15 protein-coding genes are annotated in these 15,342 nt (G+C 73.1%); 6 read left to right on the top strand and 9 right to left on the bottom strand.

Annotated elements, in window-relative coordinates; genetic code table 11:
• Window positions 1-92: 92 nt before the first annotated feature.
• The gene (locus ACFXJ5_RS27440) at window positions 93-1,217 is read left to right on the top strand and encodes an aminotransferase class I/II-fold pyridoxal phosphate-dependent enzyme (RefSeq protein ID WP_384636430.1); all 1,125 of its coding nucleotides are present in this window, start codon (window positions 93-95) and stop codon (window positions 1,215-1,217) included.
• On the opposite strand, the gene ACFXJ5_RS27435 is transcribed toward ACFXJ5_RS27440, so the two are convergent.
• Entirely contained in the window at window positions 1,195-1,833 is a 639-nt protein-coding gene (locus ACFXJ5_RS27435) for a DedA family protein (protein WP_384636427.1), read from the bottom strand. The genes ACFXJ5_RS27440 and ACFXJ5_RS27435 overlap by 23 nt on opposite strands.
• Window positions 1,830-2,618: an MBL fold metallo-hydrolase gene (locus tag ACFXJ5_RS27430; RefSeq protein ID WP_384636424.1), complete on the bottom strand. Its 789-nt coding sequence runs from the start codon at window positions 2,616-2,618 to the stop codon at window positions 1,830-1,832. The genes ACFXJ5_RS27435 and ACFXJ5_RS27430 overlap by 4 nt, the downstream gene beginning before the upstream one ends.
• Before the next feature lie 137 nt (window positions 2,619-2,755).
• On the opposite strand from ACFXJ5_RS27430, the gene ACFXJ5_RS27425 reads away from it, so the two are divergent.
• Together ACFXJ5_RS27425 and ACFXJ5_RS27420 are read left to right on the top strand one after the other, a co-directional pair.
• Window positions 2,756-4,879 (top strand): phage holin family protein, encoded by a 2,124-nt coding sequence (locus ACFXJ5_RS27425; RefSeq protein ID WP_384636421.1) that lies wholly within the window; start codon window positions 2,756-2,758, stop codon window positions 4,877-4,879.
• A gap of 60 nt (window positions 4,880-4,939) precedes the next feature.
• A complete protein-coding gene (locus tag ACFXJ5_RS27420) occupies window positions 4,940-5,377 on the top strand; it encodes a DUF7919 family protein (protein ID WP_384636418.1) in 438 nt (145 codons plus the stop codon).
• A gap of 99 nt (window positions 5,378-5,476) precedes the next feature.
• On the opposite strand, the gene ACFXJ5_RS27415 is transcribed toward ACFXJ5_RS27420, so the two are convergent.
• Complete coding sequence (locus tag ACFXJ5_RS27415) at window positions 5,477-7,009, bottom strand: hypothetical protein (protein ID WP_384636415.1); 1,533 nt, start codon at window positions 7,007-7,009, stop codon at window positions 5,477-5,479.
• A gap of 146 nt (window positions 7,010-7,155) precedes the next feature.
• Between ACFXJ5_RS27415 and ACFXJ5_RS27410 the strand changes: the two genes are divergently transcribed.
• On the top strand, window positions 7,156-7,365 hold the full coding sequence (locus ACFXJ5_RS27410) for a hypothetical protein (protein WP_384636413.1): 210 nt from the start codon (window positions 7,156-7,158) through the stop codon (window positions 7,363-7,365).
• Between the two features lie 54 nt (window positions 7,366-7,419).
• Here the strand turns inward: ACFXJ5_RS27410 and ACFXJ5_RS27405 are convergent, their stop codons facing one another.
• The 3 genes from ACFXJ5_RS27405 to ACFXJ5_RS27395 form a co-directional block, all read right to left on the bottom strand.
• Complete coding sequence (locus ACFXJ5_RS27405; protein ID WP_384636410.1) at window positions 7,420-8,634, bottom strand: hypothetical protein; 1,215 nt, start codon at window positions 8,632-8,634, stop codon at window positions 7,420-7,422.
• Window positions 8,635-8,742: 108 nt separating this feature from the next.
• Complete coding sequence (locus ACFXJ5_RS27400) at window positions 8,743-9,609, bottom strand: haloalkane dehalogenase (protein WP_384636407.1); 867 nt, start codon at window positions 9,607-9,609, stop codon at window positions 8,743-8,745.
• A gap of 34 nt (window positions 9,610-9,643) precedes the next feature.
• Window positions 9,644-10,465, bottom strand: a complete 822-nt coding sequence (locus tag ACFXJ5_RS27395) for an SDR family oxidoreductase (RefSeq protein WP_384636404.1) — start codon at window positions 10,463-10,465, stop codon at window positions 9,644-9,646.
• A 98-nt stretch (window positions 10,466-10,563) separates the two neighbouring features.
• On the opposite strand from ACFXJ5_RS27395, the gene ACFXJ5_RS27390 reads away from it, so the two are divergent.
• Window positions 10,564-11,157: a TetR/AcrR family transcriptional regulator gene (locus ACFXJ5_RS27390; RefSeq protein WP_459253991.1), complete on the top strand. Its 594-nt coding sequence runs from the start codon at window positions 10,564-10,566 to the stop codon at window positions 11,155-11,157.
• Between the two features lie 28 nt (window positions 11,158-11,185).
• Here ACFXJ5_RS27390 and ACFXJ5_RS27385 read toward each other — a convergent pair whose 3' ends face one another.
• Window positions 11,186-11,677, bottom strand: coding sequence for a hypothetical protein (locus ACFXJ5_RS27385; RefSeq protein WP_384636401.1), 492 nt, complete (start codon window positions 11,675-11,677; stop codon window positions 11,186-11,188).
• A gap of 125 nt (window positions 11,678-11,802) precedes the next feature.
• On the opposite strand from ACFXJ5_RS27385, the gene ACFXJ5_RS27380 reads away from it, so the two are divergent.
• Complete coding sequence (locus ACFXJ5_RS27380) at window positions 11,803-12,903, top strand: alpha/beta hydrolase (protein WP_384636399.1); 1,101 nt, start codon at window positions 11,803-11,805, stop codon at window positions 12,901-12,903.
• A 121-nt stretch (window positions 12,904-13,024) separates the two neighbouring features.
• Here ACFXJ5_RS27380 and ACFXJ5_RS27375 read toward each other — a convergent pair whose 3' ends face one another.
• Both ACFXJ5_RS27375 and ACFXJ5_RS27370 read right to left on the bottom strand, forming a co-directional pair.
• Window positions 13,025-14,440: a purine-cytosine permease family protein gene (locus ACFXJ5_RS27375; protein ID WP_384636395.1), complete on the bottom strand. Its 1,416-nt coding sequence runs from the start codon at window positions 14,438-14,440 to the stop codon at window positions 13,025-13,027.
• Window positions 14,441-15,274: an N-acyl homoserine lactonase family protein gene (locus ACFXJ5_RS27370; RefSeq protein WP_384636392.1), complete on the bottom strand. Its 834-nt coding sequence runs from the start codon at window positions 15,272-15,274 to the stop codon at window positions 14,441-14,443.
• Window positions 15,275-15,342: the final 68 nt, after the last annotated feature.

Raw genomic sequence — 15,342 nt, 5'->3', positions numbered from 1 at the left:
CGACCTCCCCCAGACTCCGTCTGGGAGGTGCCCCCACAGTGACTCAGCGCAGCGGAGGCGAACGACGCCTCAAAAAAAGAAGGGGAGCGCGGATGCTGGCTGCATGGCCCGACCCCGGCCTGCCGACGCCGCCGTACTGGGCCCCGCATCTGGCGGCGCCGGCCGGCACCGAGGACATCGCCGCGGCGGCGGCAACGTACTGGGAGCGCCGGGGCCTGCGCACGGAGCCCTCGCAGACCGCCACCGCGGCCGGCGGGGAGGCGCTGCTGCTCGCGGTGCTCACCGCGATCGGCGGGGACGCCGTGGTCCTGGCCCGGCCGGCCGCCGCGTGGCACACCGTGCCGGGCCGGATGCTGGGGCGCCGGACGCTGCGCGTGCAGACCCCGGCGGAGGGCGGCGGGGCCCCGGATCCGTTCGCGCTGCTGGAGACGGTCCGGCGGGCCAGGGAGGAGGGCGCCGACCCGCGCGCCCTCGTGCTGTCCGCCGCCGACGACCCGACGGGTACGGTCACGCCGCCCGAGCCGCTGCACGAGGTGTGCGAGGCGGCCGCCGAGGCCGGGCTGCTCCTGGTCTCCGACGAGACGTACAGCGACACCGTCCGGCACGGCGTCGTCCTGCTGAGCCCCGCCGAGATCCTCCCGGACCGCACCGTCGTGCTCACCGACCTGGGCGCCTCCCTCGTGCCGCCTGCCTGGCCGGCCGCGATCGCCCGTTTCCCGTCGACCGACGAGGGCGCACTGCTGCGTACGGAGGCGCTGGCGGCCTCCGTCGCGCTGCCGGAGCCGGTCGCGGCGGCGGCCGCGTACGCGCTGGGCGAGCCGGAGGACGTACGGGCGTACACGGACGCCGCCAAGCGGCTGCACACGGCGGTGGGCGCGGCCGCGTACAAGGCGGTGACGGGGTCGGGCGCGCTGTGCCGGCCGCCGGAGTGCGGTTTCCAGCTGTACGCCGACCTGGCGTCGTTGGGCACCGAGCGGGACGCGGCCGGCGTCGAGGAGTGGCTGACCCGGCGGCTCGGGCGGCCGGTGCCGGGCGGCCACCGGTTCGGTGACGACCCGTCGGCGCCCCGGGTACGGATCGACGTCGGCCCGCTGTGCGGCGCCGGCGAGGACCAGCGACGGGCGGCCCTGCGCGCCGAGGACCCGGTGGCGGTGCCGCATGTCGCGGCGGCGCTGCGGGAGTTGGGGGAGGCGCTCAGCGCGTTGTCGGACGGGTGACGGTGACCAGCCACTTCCAGGCCTGCGGGGCGGCGGTGACGGCGAGGGTCAGGACGACCGCGACGACGACGCCCTCCCAGGGCTCGGGGAAGAGCGAGCCGCCCAGGACGCCGATCAGCTGGTAGGCCGCGGCCCAGGCCAGGCAGGCCGGGATGTCGCCGCGGGCGAAGCGGCGTGGCGGCACCTCCGACAGCAGGCAGGCCAGCATCACCGGGATCCGCCCGGCGGGCACCAGCCGGGACAGGACCAGCACCGTGACGCCGTGCTCCTCCAGCTTGTGCTGGGCCGCTTCGAGGCGGCCCGGCTCGGCCCGGTCCTGCAGCCGCTTCAGCCACCGCGAGCCGTTCTTGGAGTGCACGCCCCGGTGACCGAGCCAGTACAGCGCCATGTCGCCGATGAACGCGGCCAGCGCCGCCGTCACGAAGACCAGCGCGAGCGCGACCGGCGCGTCCTGGCGGTGGAACGCCACCACGGCGGCGCCGCTCACCAGCGCACCGGTCGGCACGACGGGCACCAGCGAGCCGAGGGCCACCAGGAAGAAGAGCGTCGGATAGCCGACCACCTGCTGGGTGGAGTCGGCGGAGGTCGTGGTCTGCTCCGCCAGAAAGGCGATCACAGGGCGGCCCCTCCCAGCTCCACGCTCTCGCCGTGGTCGAGCCTGTGCACGTCGGCCTCCGGGGCGAGCCGGGCCGCGATCCGTACGAACTCGTCCCCCGGGGAGTGGAATTCATGCGGCCGCACGCCGTCCATGCCGATCGGCCAGTACGTCCCGTAGTGGATCGGCACCGCCGACCGCGCCCCCAGCTGGGCCAGCGCCTGCGCCGCCCGCCCCGCGTCCAGGTGCCCGGAGCCCAGGAACGGCCCCCAGCCGCCCACCGGCAGCAGCGCCGCGTCGATCGGCCCCACGGCCTCCGCCATGGCGTCGAACAGACCGGTGTCCCCCGCGAAGTACGTCCTGGCCTCGCCTTCGATCACGTATCCCAGCGCCGGGCTCCGCCGGGGCCCGAACGGCAGCCGCCGCCCGTCGTGCGCCGCCGGCACCGCCCGGACGGTCAGCGGGCCCGCCTTCACCTCGTCGCCCGGCGCCACCTCGACCACGTCCAGCCGCCGCAGTCGCCGCAGCCCCGGCACCGCGTCGTGTGCGCCGCGCGGCACGAGCACGCGAGTGCCGTCCGCCAGCCGTGCGAGGGAGCCCACGTGCAGGTGGTCCGCGTGCAGATGCGACACGACCACCACATCCGCCGCGACGGCGGCCATGGGCGGCACCGGGCCCCTGCGCCGCCGCAGATGTCCCAACCGCGGCGCGAACAGCGGATCGGTCAGCACCCGCACCCCCGAGTCCCGCACGGTCACCGTCGCATGCCCCCACCACGTGACGCCGACCGCTGCCTCGCTGACCACACTGCCTCCTCGCTTCAACGCCGAGCCTATCCCCCGGGGCTGCGGCCGGGTGTTTCTCCCCTACCCCGCAGCGACCCGAAACCCTGGGGGAGGCCCCCTGGCCCACGGCGCGGCGGAAAGTAGGCCAGGCTGGAGGCATGAACTTGCGTCGGTGGCGGTCGGTGGGCCGCACGGTCGGCCGCGTACTGGCCGTGTGGGCGGTGGCGACGGCGACGATGGCCGTGCTGGCGGGGATCCTGCCGGACTTCCGGATCCAGTCGGCGAGCGGCGACAGCCCGACCCGGATCGCGGTCACCGCGGCGATCGGCGCGGGCGCGTTCGGCCTGCTGAGCGCGCTCGTGTGGCCGGTGCTCGTGCGGGCGCTGCTGCTGGTGCCGGCCCTGGTCCTCGGCGGACTGGTGTTCTTCCTGAACGGTTCGCTGTTGCTGATCGCCCTCCGCCTGGCGCCGGAGTGGCGGGGCGATGTGGCTCCGGCGACGGCCGTGCTCATCGCCGCCGTGATGTCGGCGACCTCGTCGGCGACCAGCACCACGCTCGCGATGCGCGACGACGAGGCGTACGGCCGCCGGCTGGCCCGGCTGGCCGGCCGCCGGGGGAGCCGCCGGGGCGCGACCGACCTCTCCCCGCCGCCACCGCCCGGGATCGTGTTCGTCCAGCTCGACGGGGTCGGTCACGACGTGCTGCGCGAGGCGGTGCGGCCGACGCACTGCAAGGGGCGCGTCCGCCCGGCCGCGATGGAGACGGTCGCCGAATGGCTGGACTCCAGCCACCGCCTCGTCCCGTGGCGTACGGACTGGAGCAGTCAGACCGGCGCCAGCCAGCTCGGCATCCTGCACGGGACGAACGAGGACGTCCCGGCCTTCCGCTGGTACGAGAAGGAAACCGGGCAGCTGATGGTCTGCAACCGCCCGTCCAGCGCCGCCGAGCTGGAGCGCCGGGCCGTGGGCCGCACCGGGGAGCGGGGGCTGCTGGCCGGCGGCGGGGCGAGCCGGGGAAACCTGTTCAGCGGCGGCGCGGAGCAGCTCGCGCTGGTGATGTCGGTGGCGGGGCGCGGCCGCCTGACCCGCTCGCGCACCGGCTACTTCGCGTACTTCTCCGACCCGGCCAACGCCGTCCGCACCGCCGCCTCCTTCCTGGCCGAGGTGGTCCGCGAGACCGTCGAGTCGACGGCCTCGCGCTTCGTGCGCCGTGACCGGCCCCGCGTGAAGCGCGGCGGGCTGTACCCCCTCGCCCGCGCCTTCGCCACCGTCGTCGAACGGGACGTCGCCGTGGCGGCCGTGGTCGGCGACATGCTGGCCGGCCGCAACGCCGTCTACGCCGACCTGGTCGCGTACGACGAGGTGGCGCACCACTCCGGGCCGCGCAGCGGCGACGCCATGCGGGTGCTGAGCCGCCTGGACCGGATGATCCGCCTGATCGCCGACGCCTCGCGCTACGCCCCGCGCCCGTACCGCATCGTGCTGCTGTCCGACCACGGCCAGAGCCACGGCGAGACCTTCGCCGGCGCGTACGGGCTCCGCCTCAAGGACCTGGTCCGCGCGGGCTGCGGGCTGCCGGTGTCGCGCCGGGCGAGGCATACGGCGAGCGGCACGGAGGCCCGTACGGCGGCCCGGGCGGCGCTGCGGCGCCCGGAGCACAAGCGGCGGGCGGAGGAGGAGGCGGAGTGCGCCGGACCGGTGTCGGACCCGGTGGTGCTGGCCTCCGGCAACCTCGGCCTGATCAGCTTCCCGGACATCCCCGGCCGGGCCACCCGCGAGGACATCGACCGCCGCCATCCCGCCCTGCTGCGCACCCTGGCGGAGCATCAGGGCATCGGCTTCGTCCTCGTACGCAGCGAGCTGCGCGGCCCCCTCGTCCTGGGCGCCGGCGGCGCCGAGCACGAACTCGACACCGGCCACGTCACCGGCACCGACCCACTCATCCCCTTCGGCCCCGGCGCCGCCGCCGCGGTACGGCGCACGGCCGGCTTCCCGCACGCCGCCGACATCATGGTCAACTCCGCGTGCGACCCGGCCACCGGCGCCGTCCACGCCTTCGAGGAGCAGGTCGGCTCGCACGGCGGCCTCGGCGGCGACCAGAACCGCGCCTTCCTGATGCACCCCTACGCGCTCGAAGGCCCCGAGGAGCGGCTGGTCGGCGCCGAGGCGGTGCACGCGGTGCTCCGGGGGTGGCTGGCGGACCGCGACCACGGCACCAGTCGTACGGTCCATACGGACGGCGCGCGGACGCCCGGTCGCAGCAAGGCCCGAACGGGTTATTGACCTGCGACCGCGCCTGCGTGGACGCTGGGCGCCGCAAACGGGGCGCGCGGGGAGGCGGCGATGGCGTACTACGAGGACCTGAGTCGGTACGGCTATTTCACAGAAACCATTCCTCCCGGCATCTCCGCTGCCTGCGTCGGCTGGCTCGACCCCGCCCACGACCACCCCACCGGCGACCCCGACAGCGCCTTCGCCGACCGCCTCTTCGCCCTCACCCGCGACCACCGCAGCGCCGTCACCACCAGCTGGCACGGCTGCCGGCTCTGTCCCCGACGGCTCTTCGGCACCGGCGGCCGCCCCTACCCGGTCAAGGTCTCCCGCCGCGGCGAGGAAATCCTCGTCGGCCACGGCGAGTTGCGCCTGCGCTCCGCCGCCCCCGGCACCTGGCTGATCGCCCCCGACCTGGTCGTGCACTACGTCACCGCCCACCGCTACGCCCCGCCCGCCGCCTTCGTCGAGGCCGTCATGGCGGGCCGGGTCGTGGCGCACTCGCTCTGAGCGGGCGGGTGAGATCGCCTACGCCTCGGCCGTACGGGTCCGCCGTGTCCGCCCCCTCCGGCCGCCCCGGTGCGCCCGCGTGCCGGGGGCGAGGGCGGCTCACCTGCCGGCGGCGGACTGACGCCCCGTCGGCGGGCGGCCGGCCGTCGAGACGTAGGCGCGGTAGCCCCGGAACGAGGCGCCGTCGCGCAGTTGCACAACGCGCCACCGACGGGCGAAGGCTGGAGGCTGCCGGCCCTTCTTCAGCAGGATGGCCACCGGCTTGTGGCCGGCCATGGCCCGGACGCCGTCCGGGGTGATGCTGGCGTCGGCGCCACCCATCTCGCGGGAGGCGCAGCCGGCGTAGAAGGCGATCAGGACCGACGCGTCACCGGTGATCACGCAGGGCGGCCGCACCCCGGCCTGCCGCAGGCGGTCGGCGATGGAGTCGTTCACCGCGCGCTGCAGCCGGTTGTCGTGGACGGTGTGCGTCAGTACGCGGAACTGGACGGCCAGGTGGCCGCACAGGGCGACCGCGACGAGCGTGGCCGCCACCAGCCGCAGCCGCCCGCCGGGGCCGGTGACGACCCACCGGAGGCAGTCGGCCACCGGCAGCGCCAGCAGGGCGTACGCGGGCAGCAGGAACCGCGGCGCCGCGTAGTCGATCAGGAACAGGTAGGGCACCGCCAGGAACGCCGCCACCACCAGCGGCAGCAGTGCGGTGGCCCGGCGCCCGGCCCGTCGCGCCGCCACCACGCCGGCCGCCGCCGGCACCGGCAGGGCGAAGAACCATACGGAGGTGATCCGGTGCCGCCAGCGAATGTCGCACGGGCGGCACAGCGGCCGCCCGTCCAGCGCCCGGATCTGGTCGTCGAGGGCGAAGTGCCGGCCCATGCCGCCCTGGATGTCGCTGCCGAGCCGCAGCCGCTCCGCCAGCCCCCCGTACCGTACGAACGCCTCGACGACCCACTCACCGCACCCCAGCACCAACCCCGCCGCCACCACGGCCACCAGCGCGGGCCGCCGCCACTCGCGGACCACCAGCGCGGCACCGACCAGCGGCATCGCGAGCCACACCGCGTCCGGCGGCCGCATCAGCCCGGCCACCGTGACCCCCGCCGCCAGGCCCAGCAGGGCGCCTCGGTCGCTGCGGTCCCGCACCGCCCGCAGGAAGCAGCCGACGGCCAGCAGCACGCCGTACGCGTCCCACAGATTGGGCATCACCTGAGGCCCGTAGTAGAGCGTGATCCACAGCCCCGCGAACAGCCCGCCGGCCAGCGCGAGCACCCGTACCGGCAGCAGCTTCCGCCACACCCACAGGGCGACGAACAGCCCCACCCCGGACAGCAGAGCCATCCACACCCGCAGGGCGAGCGTCGACCTCGTCAGCTCGGCCACCGGCGCGGCCAGGAACGTGATGCCCCGCGCACGCGGCGCACTGAAGAACGCCGCCGGGACCGACCCGCCGACCTGGCTCGTGTACACCGTCTCGTCCCAGCCCAGCCCCGTCCCCGGCACCACCAGCGCGAGCTGGACCACGACGTACGCCACGCTCACCCCGGCCAGCCACGGCAGGGTCCGCGGCACCCGCTCGGCCACCACCCGGGTACGCGGCGGGGCAGGCGTCGTTCGGTCGAATATGCGCTCCGACATCCTGGCCGCTCCTCACCGCGCACCGGCCCCGGCGACCCGGCACCGCTGAAAACGCTCGCAGCGCCCGCCACCCCCGGCCACCCGCACGCGGCATTCGGTGGACTTCTGCCATTGCGGCATCGCCCACGGCCCGCAAGGCTGGCCCCATGAACCCCGACGCGCCTCCGCCCGTGATCGTGTACCCGGCGCTCAACGGACACCGCCGGGTGGCCGTACGCGGCGAGCGCGTCGGTACCGCGCGAGGCGTCGGCGACCTCGTGGAGTTCCTCCGCCGAGCCGGACTCGATGCCGACGACTCGACGCTCACCGACCCCGAACTCATCGAGTGGCGCGGCGGCGGCCCGGACGCCTGGTAGCCGGACCCGCCTCAGTCCCCGGGGTCCAGGGACAGCGGGGCGTTGCGACCGTCCTTACAGCGAGTGCCGCGAAACGGTGAGCAGGTAGGTGCCGTAGAAGAAGGAGAATCCGGCCAGCCCGGTGAGCAGGACGGCGACGGTACGCAGGCGAGCGCGGGCCAGGGCCAGGGCGAGCGGGATCAGGAGAGGGAAGGCGGGCAGCAGGAGCCGCGGCCTGCTCGTGAAGTAGTGGGCGCCGCCGAGGGCCATCGTGATGAGGAATGCGGAGTACACGATGAGCGCCAACGGCTGCCGGTCCAGGACGCCCAGGAGGAACAGCAGCACGGAGCCGAGGGCGATGGCGGCGGTCAGATAGACGACGAGGGTGTCGTGGCCGGTGACCAGGTGCTTGAGCATGAAGACGGTGTAGTGGCCGAAGTCGAACCGCGAGCCCCATCGGCTCTGCACCTGGAAGTAGCCGGTGAGGCTGTGCGTCCTGAGTCCCACCCAGGCGACATAGCCGAGCCACCCGACGGGGGCCAGCAGAGCGGCCCCCCACGCGCGCCGGACGGTGGGCTCCCCGGCGCGGTGGCGCTGCCAGAGGTGGGCGGCGGCAGCCACTATGACGGCCGCTGCCGCCGCGATGCCGTTGGGGCGGCACAGCCCGGCCAGCGCGGCCAGGGTCCCGGCGGTCAGCCAGCGGTTGGTCAGAGTGGCGTAGAGCGCCCAGGCGGCGAAGGCCGTCATCAGGGATTCGGTGTACGCCATCGTCAGGACGACGGCGTGCGGCAGCAGCGCCCACAGTGCCACGAGCGCGATGCCGACCCGTCGTCCGTGCAGAACCTCGCCGACCGCGTACACACCCCAGGCGGCCATGCCGGCGGCGACCCAGGAGATGACCAGCCCCGCGTTGACCGGGCCGATCGGCAGCACCGTGTTCAGCGCGCGGACCAACCCCGGGTACAGGGGGAAGAAGGCCAGGTCGTTGTAGACGCGGCCGCCGCCCGGGCTTTGGACGATCGTGCCGTAGCCGTACCGGGCGATGTGCCAGTACCACCCGCCGTCCCATTCCAGGCCGAGCACGTTACGCGGGTGCCGGCCGAGGTGCGCCGACCAGATGGCCACCATGGCCACCCCCGTCAGCCGCACGGCGGCGAACAACGCCAGCGCGGGCGCCGCTCGCCGCAACTCGGCACGCCACCACCGCACCCGGGGTGGTGCGGCGGGTGGCGGCGGCGGCGCGAGCGGCCGCGTGGCCGTGCCGAGGACCCCCTGGGGGCTGTTGTCCATGCCGAATTCCTCCTGTTCGCCCTGCTAGAGGGAACGGCGGGGGAAGGGGTTCCATCGGATGGAAGATCTCGATCTCTCGGGAGCTATGGGAGGCGAAGGTGTGGGGGATTACGGGAGGCGAAGGCCGAGTCTGTCCGCCCAGGCCGAGACGGCCGCGGCGATCAGCGCCGGCTGGTCCTCCGGCGTCTGATGCCCGGCGACGGCCTCGGAGTGTTCGATCTCCAGGCCGGCGATGTTCGCCGCGCACCACGCGACGATGCCGTCGTGCATCATCACCCCCGGCCCGGGCTCGAACGTGAGCAGGAGCTTGGGCACCTCCGTACTGGCCCTCAGCCACCGGTCGTACGCCTCGATCCTGGCCACGACGTCGGCGGGCTCGCCACCCAGCGGCATCGAGCGCGCCCACTGCAGGATCGGCAGCCTGCTGTCCCGGGTCGGGTACGGCTTGCGGTAGACGTCGAAATCGCCCTGGGCGAGCGGCGTGGCGCCGGCGCCGGGCAGGGCGGCCTCGATGAAGGCGTTCTCGTCGAGGATCATCGCCTCGCCGACGCCCTCCGTCTTGATCGCTTCGAACAGCTGCCGGCCGCCCTCGGGGAACTCCTCCCACGCCATCGGCTTCACGATGGTCTCGGTGAACGCGATACCGCGCACCCGGCGCGGGTGGCGCGCCGCCCAGTCGAAGGCCAGGGCGCCGCCCCAGTCATGGCCGACCAGCACCACGTCCTGGAGGTCGAGCGCGTCGAACCAGGCATCCAGGTAGCGGGCTTGGTCGGCAAAGGTGTAATCGATAGCGGGTTTGCCCGACTCGCCCATGCCGATGAGGTCGGGAGCCAGCAGCCGGCCGGACCCCACGGCCGGCATGACGTCCCGCCAGAGGTACGAGGAGTTCGGGTTCCCGTGCAGGAAGACCACCGGCACCCCGGTGCCGGACTCCCGGTGGTACATGGTCGAGCCGAGGATGTTTCGAACAGGCATGATCCAGTCCCCTAGCGGAGGTTGAGGTGTGCCTTCACCGGAAGGCTGCGGCGTGGCGCCCGGCCCAGGCGGCGAAACTGCCCGGCGCCCGGCCCAGGACGTGTGCGACGTCGGGGCTCACCTGCTGTTCGCCCTCGGTCGGCTCGCCCAGGATGGCCAGGGTGCCCTCGACCACGGGCAGCGGCACGAACTGCGCCATCAGCTGGTGGGCCTCCGCACGGGACTGCTCGGTGAAGCGCACCGGCTCGCCCAGCGCGGCAGCGATCGCGGCTGCCCGCTCGCGCGGGGTGGTCGGTGCGGGACCGGTCAGGGTGTAGGTGGCGCCCAGGTGGGTCTCCTGGCGCAGGGCGACGGCGGCGACCGCGGCCACATCGTCGGGATCGACGAAGGGCAGGGCGACGTCGCCGAACGGCGCCGCAGCCTCCCGCCGCGTACGGATCGACTCGGCCCAGGCGAAGGCGTTGGTGGCCAACCCACCCGACCGCAGGATCGTCCACCCCAGCCCCGACCCCCGCACGGCCGCCTCGAACAGGCCCGGGTGCCGGTACGCCTCCGGGCGGGTCCCGGCGCCCTGTGAGGACAGCAGCACCACCTTGCGGATCCCGGCGGTCTTCGCCACGTCCAGGATGCCGTGCGGGTCATCGCCCGCCACCAGCAGGAACAGCGCCTCCGCCCCCTCGAACGCGACGCGCAGACCGCCCGGATCGGCCAGGTCGGCGGCCACCGCCCGCACTCCCGGCGGCACGTCGGCCTCGGTGATGTGCCTGGCCACGGCCGTCACCGGCACCTGATCCTCGGCGAGCATCCGCACCAGCGCCCGCCCGACATTTCCGGTCGCACCCGTCACCACGATCATGTCGATCTCCCCACTCCCCAGATAAGTTAGTTGGCTGACTAACTCTGATGAGTAAGACGCTAGCACGGATGGGTTACCGCTTGTCTATAGTTAGTCGGGTGACTAACTCAACGGACTCCCCGCCCCGCACGGGACGGGCCGCCGGTAAGCGGCAGCGGCTGATGGCCGCCGCGGCCCGGGTCCTGTACGAGCAGGGCGTGGAGCGCACGACCATCGCCGACATCGCCCGCGCGGCCGACGTCCCGGCGGGCAACGTGTACTACTACTTCAAGACCAAGGACGAGCTGGTCCAGGCCGCCCTCTCCGAGCACACCGCACATCTGGACACCCTCACCGCCCAGCTCGACCGGCTCCCCGACCCGCGCGAACGCCTCAAGAGCCTCGTCGACGCGTGGGTCGGTCAGCGCGACACCGCGGCCCGCTACGGCTGTCCCACCGGCACCCTCGCCGTCGAACTCGGCAAACGAACCGAGGGCACCCTCGACCCCGTCGTGGGCCAGGTCATCCGCCGTCTGCTGACCTGGGTGGAACAGCAGTTCCGCGAGATGGGCCCGGCCGACCCCGAAGGCCTCGCACTGGCGCTCGTCGGCGCCTACCAGGGCATGTCCCTGCTCTCCAACGCCCTGCGCGACCCGGAGATCATGACCCGCGAGGGGGCCCGCCTCACCCGCTGGCTCGACACCCTGGCCTGACGCGCACCCGCTCGGGCCGAACGGCCCGTCAGGGGCAGATCCAGCAGTAGAGCCGGTGGCCGGCCGTGCGAGCGCGGGTCGCGAGACCGGCCAGGTCGCTCAGAAAGTCCGCCAGGATGTGCGGATCCGGATCCGGCGTTCCGTAGAAGGCCTGGGGAGAACGGGCCCACCCGACCGCGACGTCATGCAGCAGGGTCTTGTCGAAGCAGGCCAACTCGTCGCGAAAGGTGTCGGTGAGCGACACCGCCACCACTTCGCCGTCCCCGACCATCCCGATGAGCGCGCAACGCCGCGGATCCGCCGTGACCTCGTCATGGTCCCGGCCCGTGACGAGCGCTTCGGCGGGCAGCAACTCGATCGCCGGATCGATGCCCTTGATCACGAGCTGGTCGAAGCCCGTCCCGGAAGGTTGGCCATCGGCCCGGACGACGGCACTGACGGCGTCGCGGTCATCGGCAGCGGCGTAGTAGCCGTAGAGAACACCCACGCGGCAGATCATCGCACCGGCCACTGACAACACGCCGAAGGAGTGAGCGGGTACCGGTCTGAAACCCCGGGGGCGGAATCATCATCTCTTGGAGCGAAGGGCGTCCGCGGGCACGCAACGGGACTTGACGGGACGCCAGGATGCCGGAGAGGCGTGTCATGAGTCTTACGGGGACGGCGTTCTTCGGGGTGACGATCACCATGGCCATGGCCGCGCTGGTCGTGCTGCTGGTGGGCTGGAACCTGGTGCCGGGGCCACTGCCGGTGCGGGTGGTGGCCAGGGCGGTCATGGCGATGGTGTGCCAGGCGACCGCGGTGCTGGCGGTTCTGGTGTGGGTGAACAACACGTACGGGCTGTACGACTCGTGGACGGACCTGCTCGGCGGGGGCAACGGCCAGGTCCACCTCGCGACGGGACGGGCGGAACCGCACCGGGTGGGCGGCGCGGTGGCCGCCGACGTACGGCGGGTGCGGTTCGCACCCCTGCAGAACGGGGTGCTGCGCACCACGGTGACGGGACCGCGCTCGCACATCACCGGCGAGATCGATGTGTGGCTGCCGCCGCAGTACGACGAACCGGCGTACCAGCGGACGGCGTTCCCGGTGGTCGAGCTGCTGCCGGGGTATCCGGGGACGCCGCGGGCGTGGTTCGGGGCGATGGGGGCGCAGCGGGAGCTGTCGGCGCTGATCCGGGCGCACCAGGTCCCGCCCATGATCCTGGTGGCCCCGAAGATGAACGTCCTGGGCCACGTCGACCCCGGCTGCGCGGACCTGCCGCACGGCAGCCGCACCTCGACCTGGCTCGGCGTGGACGCACCGCAGCTGGTGAAACAGAACTTCCGGGCCGCCCCCGACGCCGCCCACTGGGCCGTGATGGGCTACTCCGCCGGCGCCTACTGCGCGGTCAACCTCGCACTCCACCACCCCGACACGCTGCACGCCGCCGTCAGCCTCTCCGGCTACAACGCCCCGCTCGCCCAACTGGTGACCCGGCACCCCGCGCTGGCCCGCGCCAACAATCCGTACCTCGAACTGCGCGACGCCAGGCGCCAGCCCGGCATCGCCCTCCTCATGGCGGGCAGCGAGCAGGACGGCGACACCGTGTACGCCGCCCGGTCACTGCTCGGCGAGCTGCGCGACCCGGGGGCGAGCCGGCTGCTCACGGTGACCCGCGGCGGCCACAACACCCGCGTCTGGCGGGCAATGCTGCCCACCGCGCTGCGGTGGATCGCCGGGCAGATGCCGCGCACGGTCCCCTAGCCTCGGGCTTTCGCGACCTGGGGCGTCCGGAGAACGGTCGATGTGGGCCGATGGCTTGTGACCTGGGTTGTTGTGCTGCGGCGTCCGAATGGGGGACGGGAGCCGCGGGGCACTGGGAGTCCTACGGGTGAGTCGGGGCGGTGGAGGGTGCAAGTGCCGGGATTCGGCGCAGGGCGATGTGGCACAGGGCAGCGAGGGCGAAGCCGATCGCTGAGGTGATGTCGCCGATTGCGGGGTGGGCCTTGGCGATCAGGCCGGTGTAGTAGCTCTGATCACTGAACAGCCACACCGACACGCCCACGCCGACCAGGAAGGAGACCAGCCCCGACCAGTTGGTCCAGCCCGGATCGGTCAGGCGGGAGCCGATGTCCTCACGCCGTGTCAGGAACCGCTCGGTGAAGTAGACCGCGATCCATGGGCCGACCCAGTAGCTGATGATGAGGAGGAAGTTCTCGTAACGGGTGCCCGCGTCCTTCAGTCCGGTGAGGGCCACCGCAGTGCCGAGGACCCCGAAGGCGAGGACCGCACAAGCGCGCACGGACCGGAACGGCAGCTTGATCCCGAGGGTGGTGAAGGACACGGCGGCGGAGTAGATGTTCAGTGCGTTGGCGCAGACGCCGCCCAGAATGATCGCCAGCAGGGTGAGGTCGGCCATGGCGTGCGGGAGCAGGCCGGTGAAGGCCGCGGTGGGCGAAGCGTCGGGGTCGGTCGCGAGGGTGGCGGAGGCGGCCCCCGCCGCGAGCAGTATCGCGTTGGAGCCGAAGTTGCCGAGCGCCGGCCACAGCGCCGTCTGCAACCTGGGAGCCGTCGGGGGCAGATAGCGGGTGTAGTCGGAGGCGAAGGGCGTCCATCCACCCGCATAGCCGAAGGCGGCGCCGGCGGTGAGCAGGAAGCCGCCGAGACCGCCGTCGTGGCCGGTTGCGCCGAGATGGGCCTTGCCGAGGGTGATCACGGCTGCGGTCACGAACACCGCGACCAGAACCGGCATGGCGTACCGCTCGACCCGGTGGATCAGGTTGTGCCCCAGGAAGCCGGCCAGGATCTGCAGCGCGGCCACGACCAGCAGACTCGGGATCTTGGGCAGGCCGAGCAGGGTGTTCAGAGCGAGGGCCGCGCTGACGCTGTTCACCGCGAACCAGCCCAGCCCCGTGGTCAGGGTGTTCACCACGGCGGGTACCCGGTTGCCGACGTGCCCGAAGGCCAGGCGACTGAGGGCCATCTGCGGAAGCCCGTGCAACGGACCGTCCTGGCTGAGCAGTCCGAGGCACAGGGACGCCAGGCCGGTGCCCAGCAGCAGGGCGGCCATCGCCTGCCAGAAGCTGAGGCCGAAGGCGGAGACGGCCAGGACGCCGATGAAGACGGTGGCGAACTCCATGTTCGGGGAGATCCAGGTCCACAGCAGGTCCAGTGGGCGACCGTGCCTCTCGGCTGCGGGAATCACCTCGGATCCCGCGGCCTCGACGGCGATGACCTTGGTGCCGTACGCCGCTTCGGACGAGGTACCTGCGGCTGTGTGTGCTTGGGTGGACTGGGTCATCTACTCGCCTTCGCTGGACGGGTAACGGGCGAATCGGGTGTGCAGCTCGGAGGTGAGCGCGGGCCAGACCACCGGATCGTGGCCCGGCACCAGTTGGTAGCCCCGCTCCGCGGCGATGCGCTTGAGCTTGCGGATCTGTTCGACGGTCTCCGCGGGGTCCACGCCGATGGTGGAGCCGACGGGCAACTCGTGCTCGATGTTCTCGGTGAGGTCTGCGGCGTCGAAGGCGAAGACGAACCCGCCTCCGCCCACCGAGTCGTCCAGGTCCACCACGAAGCTCTGGTGCCCCGGGGTGTGTCCCGCGGTCAGAACGGCCGTGACCCCGGGGGCAATCTCGGTGTCGCCCTCCGCGATCTCCCACTTCATGTCGGGGTGGTCGAAGTCGATCCGGTTGACCGCGTTGCGCTCGGGAATCGGATGGGGTGAGAGCCCGAAGTCGAGTTCGGCCCGCTGGACGTGCACCGGCACCCGCCCGGCGAAGTGCTTGAGGCCGCCGGCGTGGTCGTGGTGCAGGTGGCTCATGCCGACCGCATGGATCCGGTCCATGTCGATGCCCGCCCGGGCCAGTGCCTCCTCCAGCGGCTCACCGGGCCCCGGCAGGACGGGACGGTAGGCGGGATCGCCGAAGAAGCGCCGGCGCAGGGCTGGATCATTGATCAGCGCGGTGTTGAACCCGGTGTCCAGCAACAGCCAGCCGCCGTCGCACTCCAGCAGCACACCCGGAGTGGGCTCACGCAGGCGTTGCTCGGGCGGAGCACCGTGGACCGAGACCGACTTGGGCAGGTCCTCCCAGCCCAGCGTGAGCAGGACGATCCTCCGTATCCCGGTCTTCACAGGAGCTCCCGGGTCGCCAACCGACGATGAGGCAGCCGGCCGCGGCTTGCCTCCCGGGCTCCTGTCGC

It is taken from the genome of Streptomyces sp. NPDC059373, from assembly GCF_042751495.1.
Lineage (GTDB): Bacteria > Actinomycetota > Actinomycetes > Streptomycetales > Streptomycetaceae > Actinacidiphila.
The sequence above is the reverse complement of the archived record's forward strand: the minus strand, read 5'-3'. Positions and strand labels throughout refer to the sequence as shown.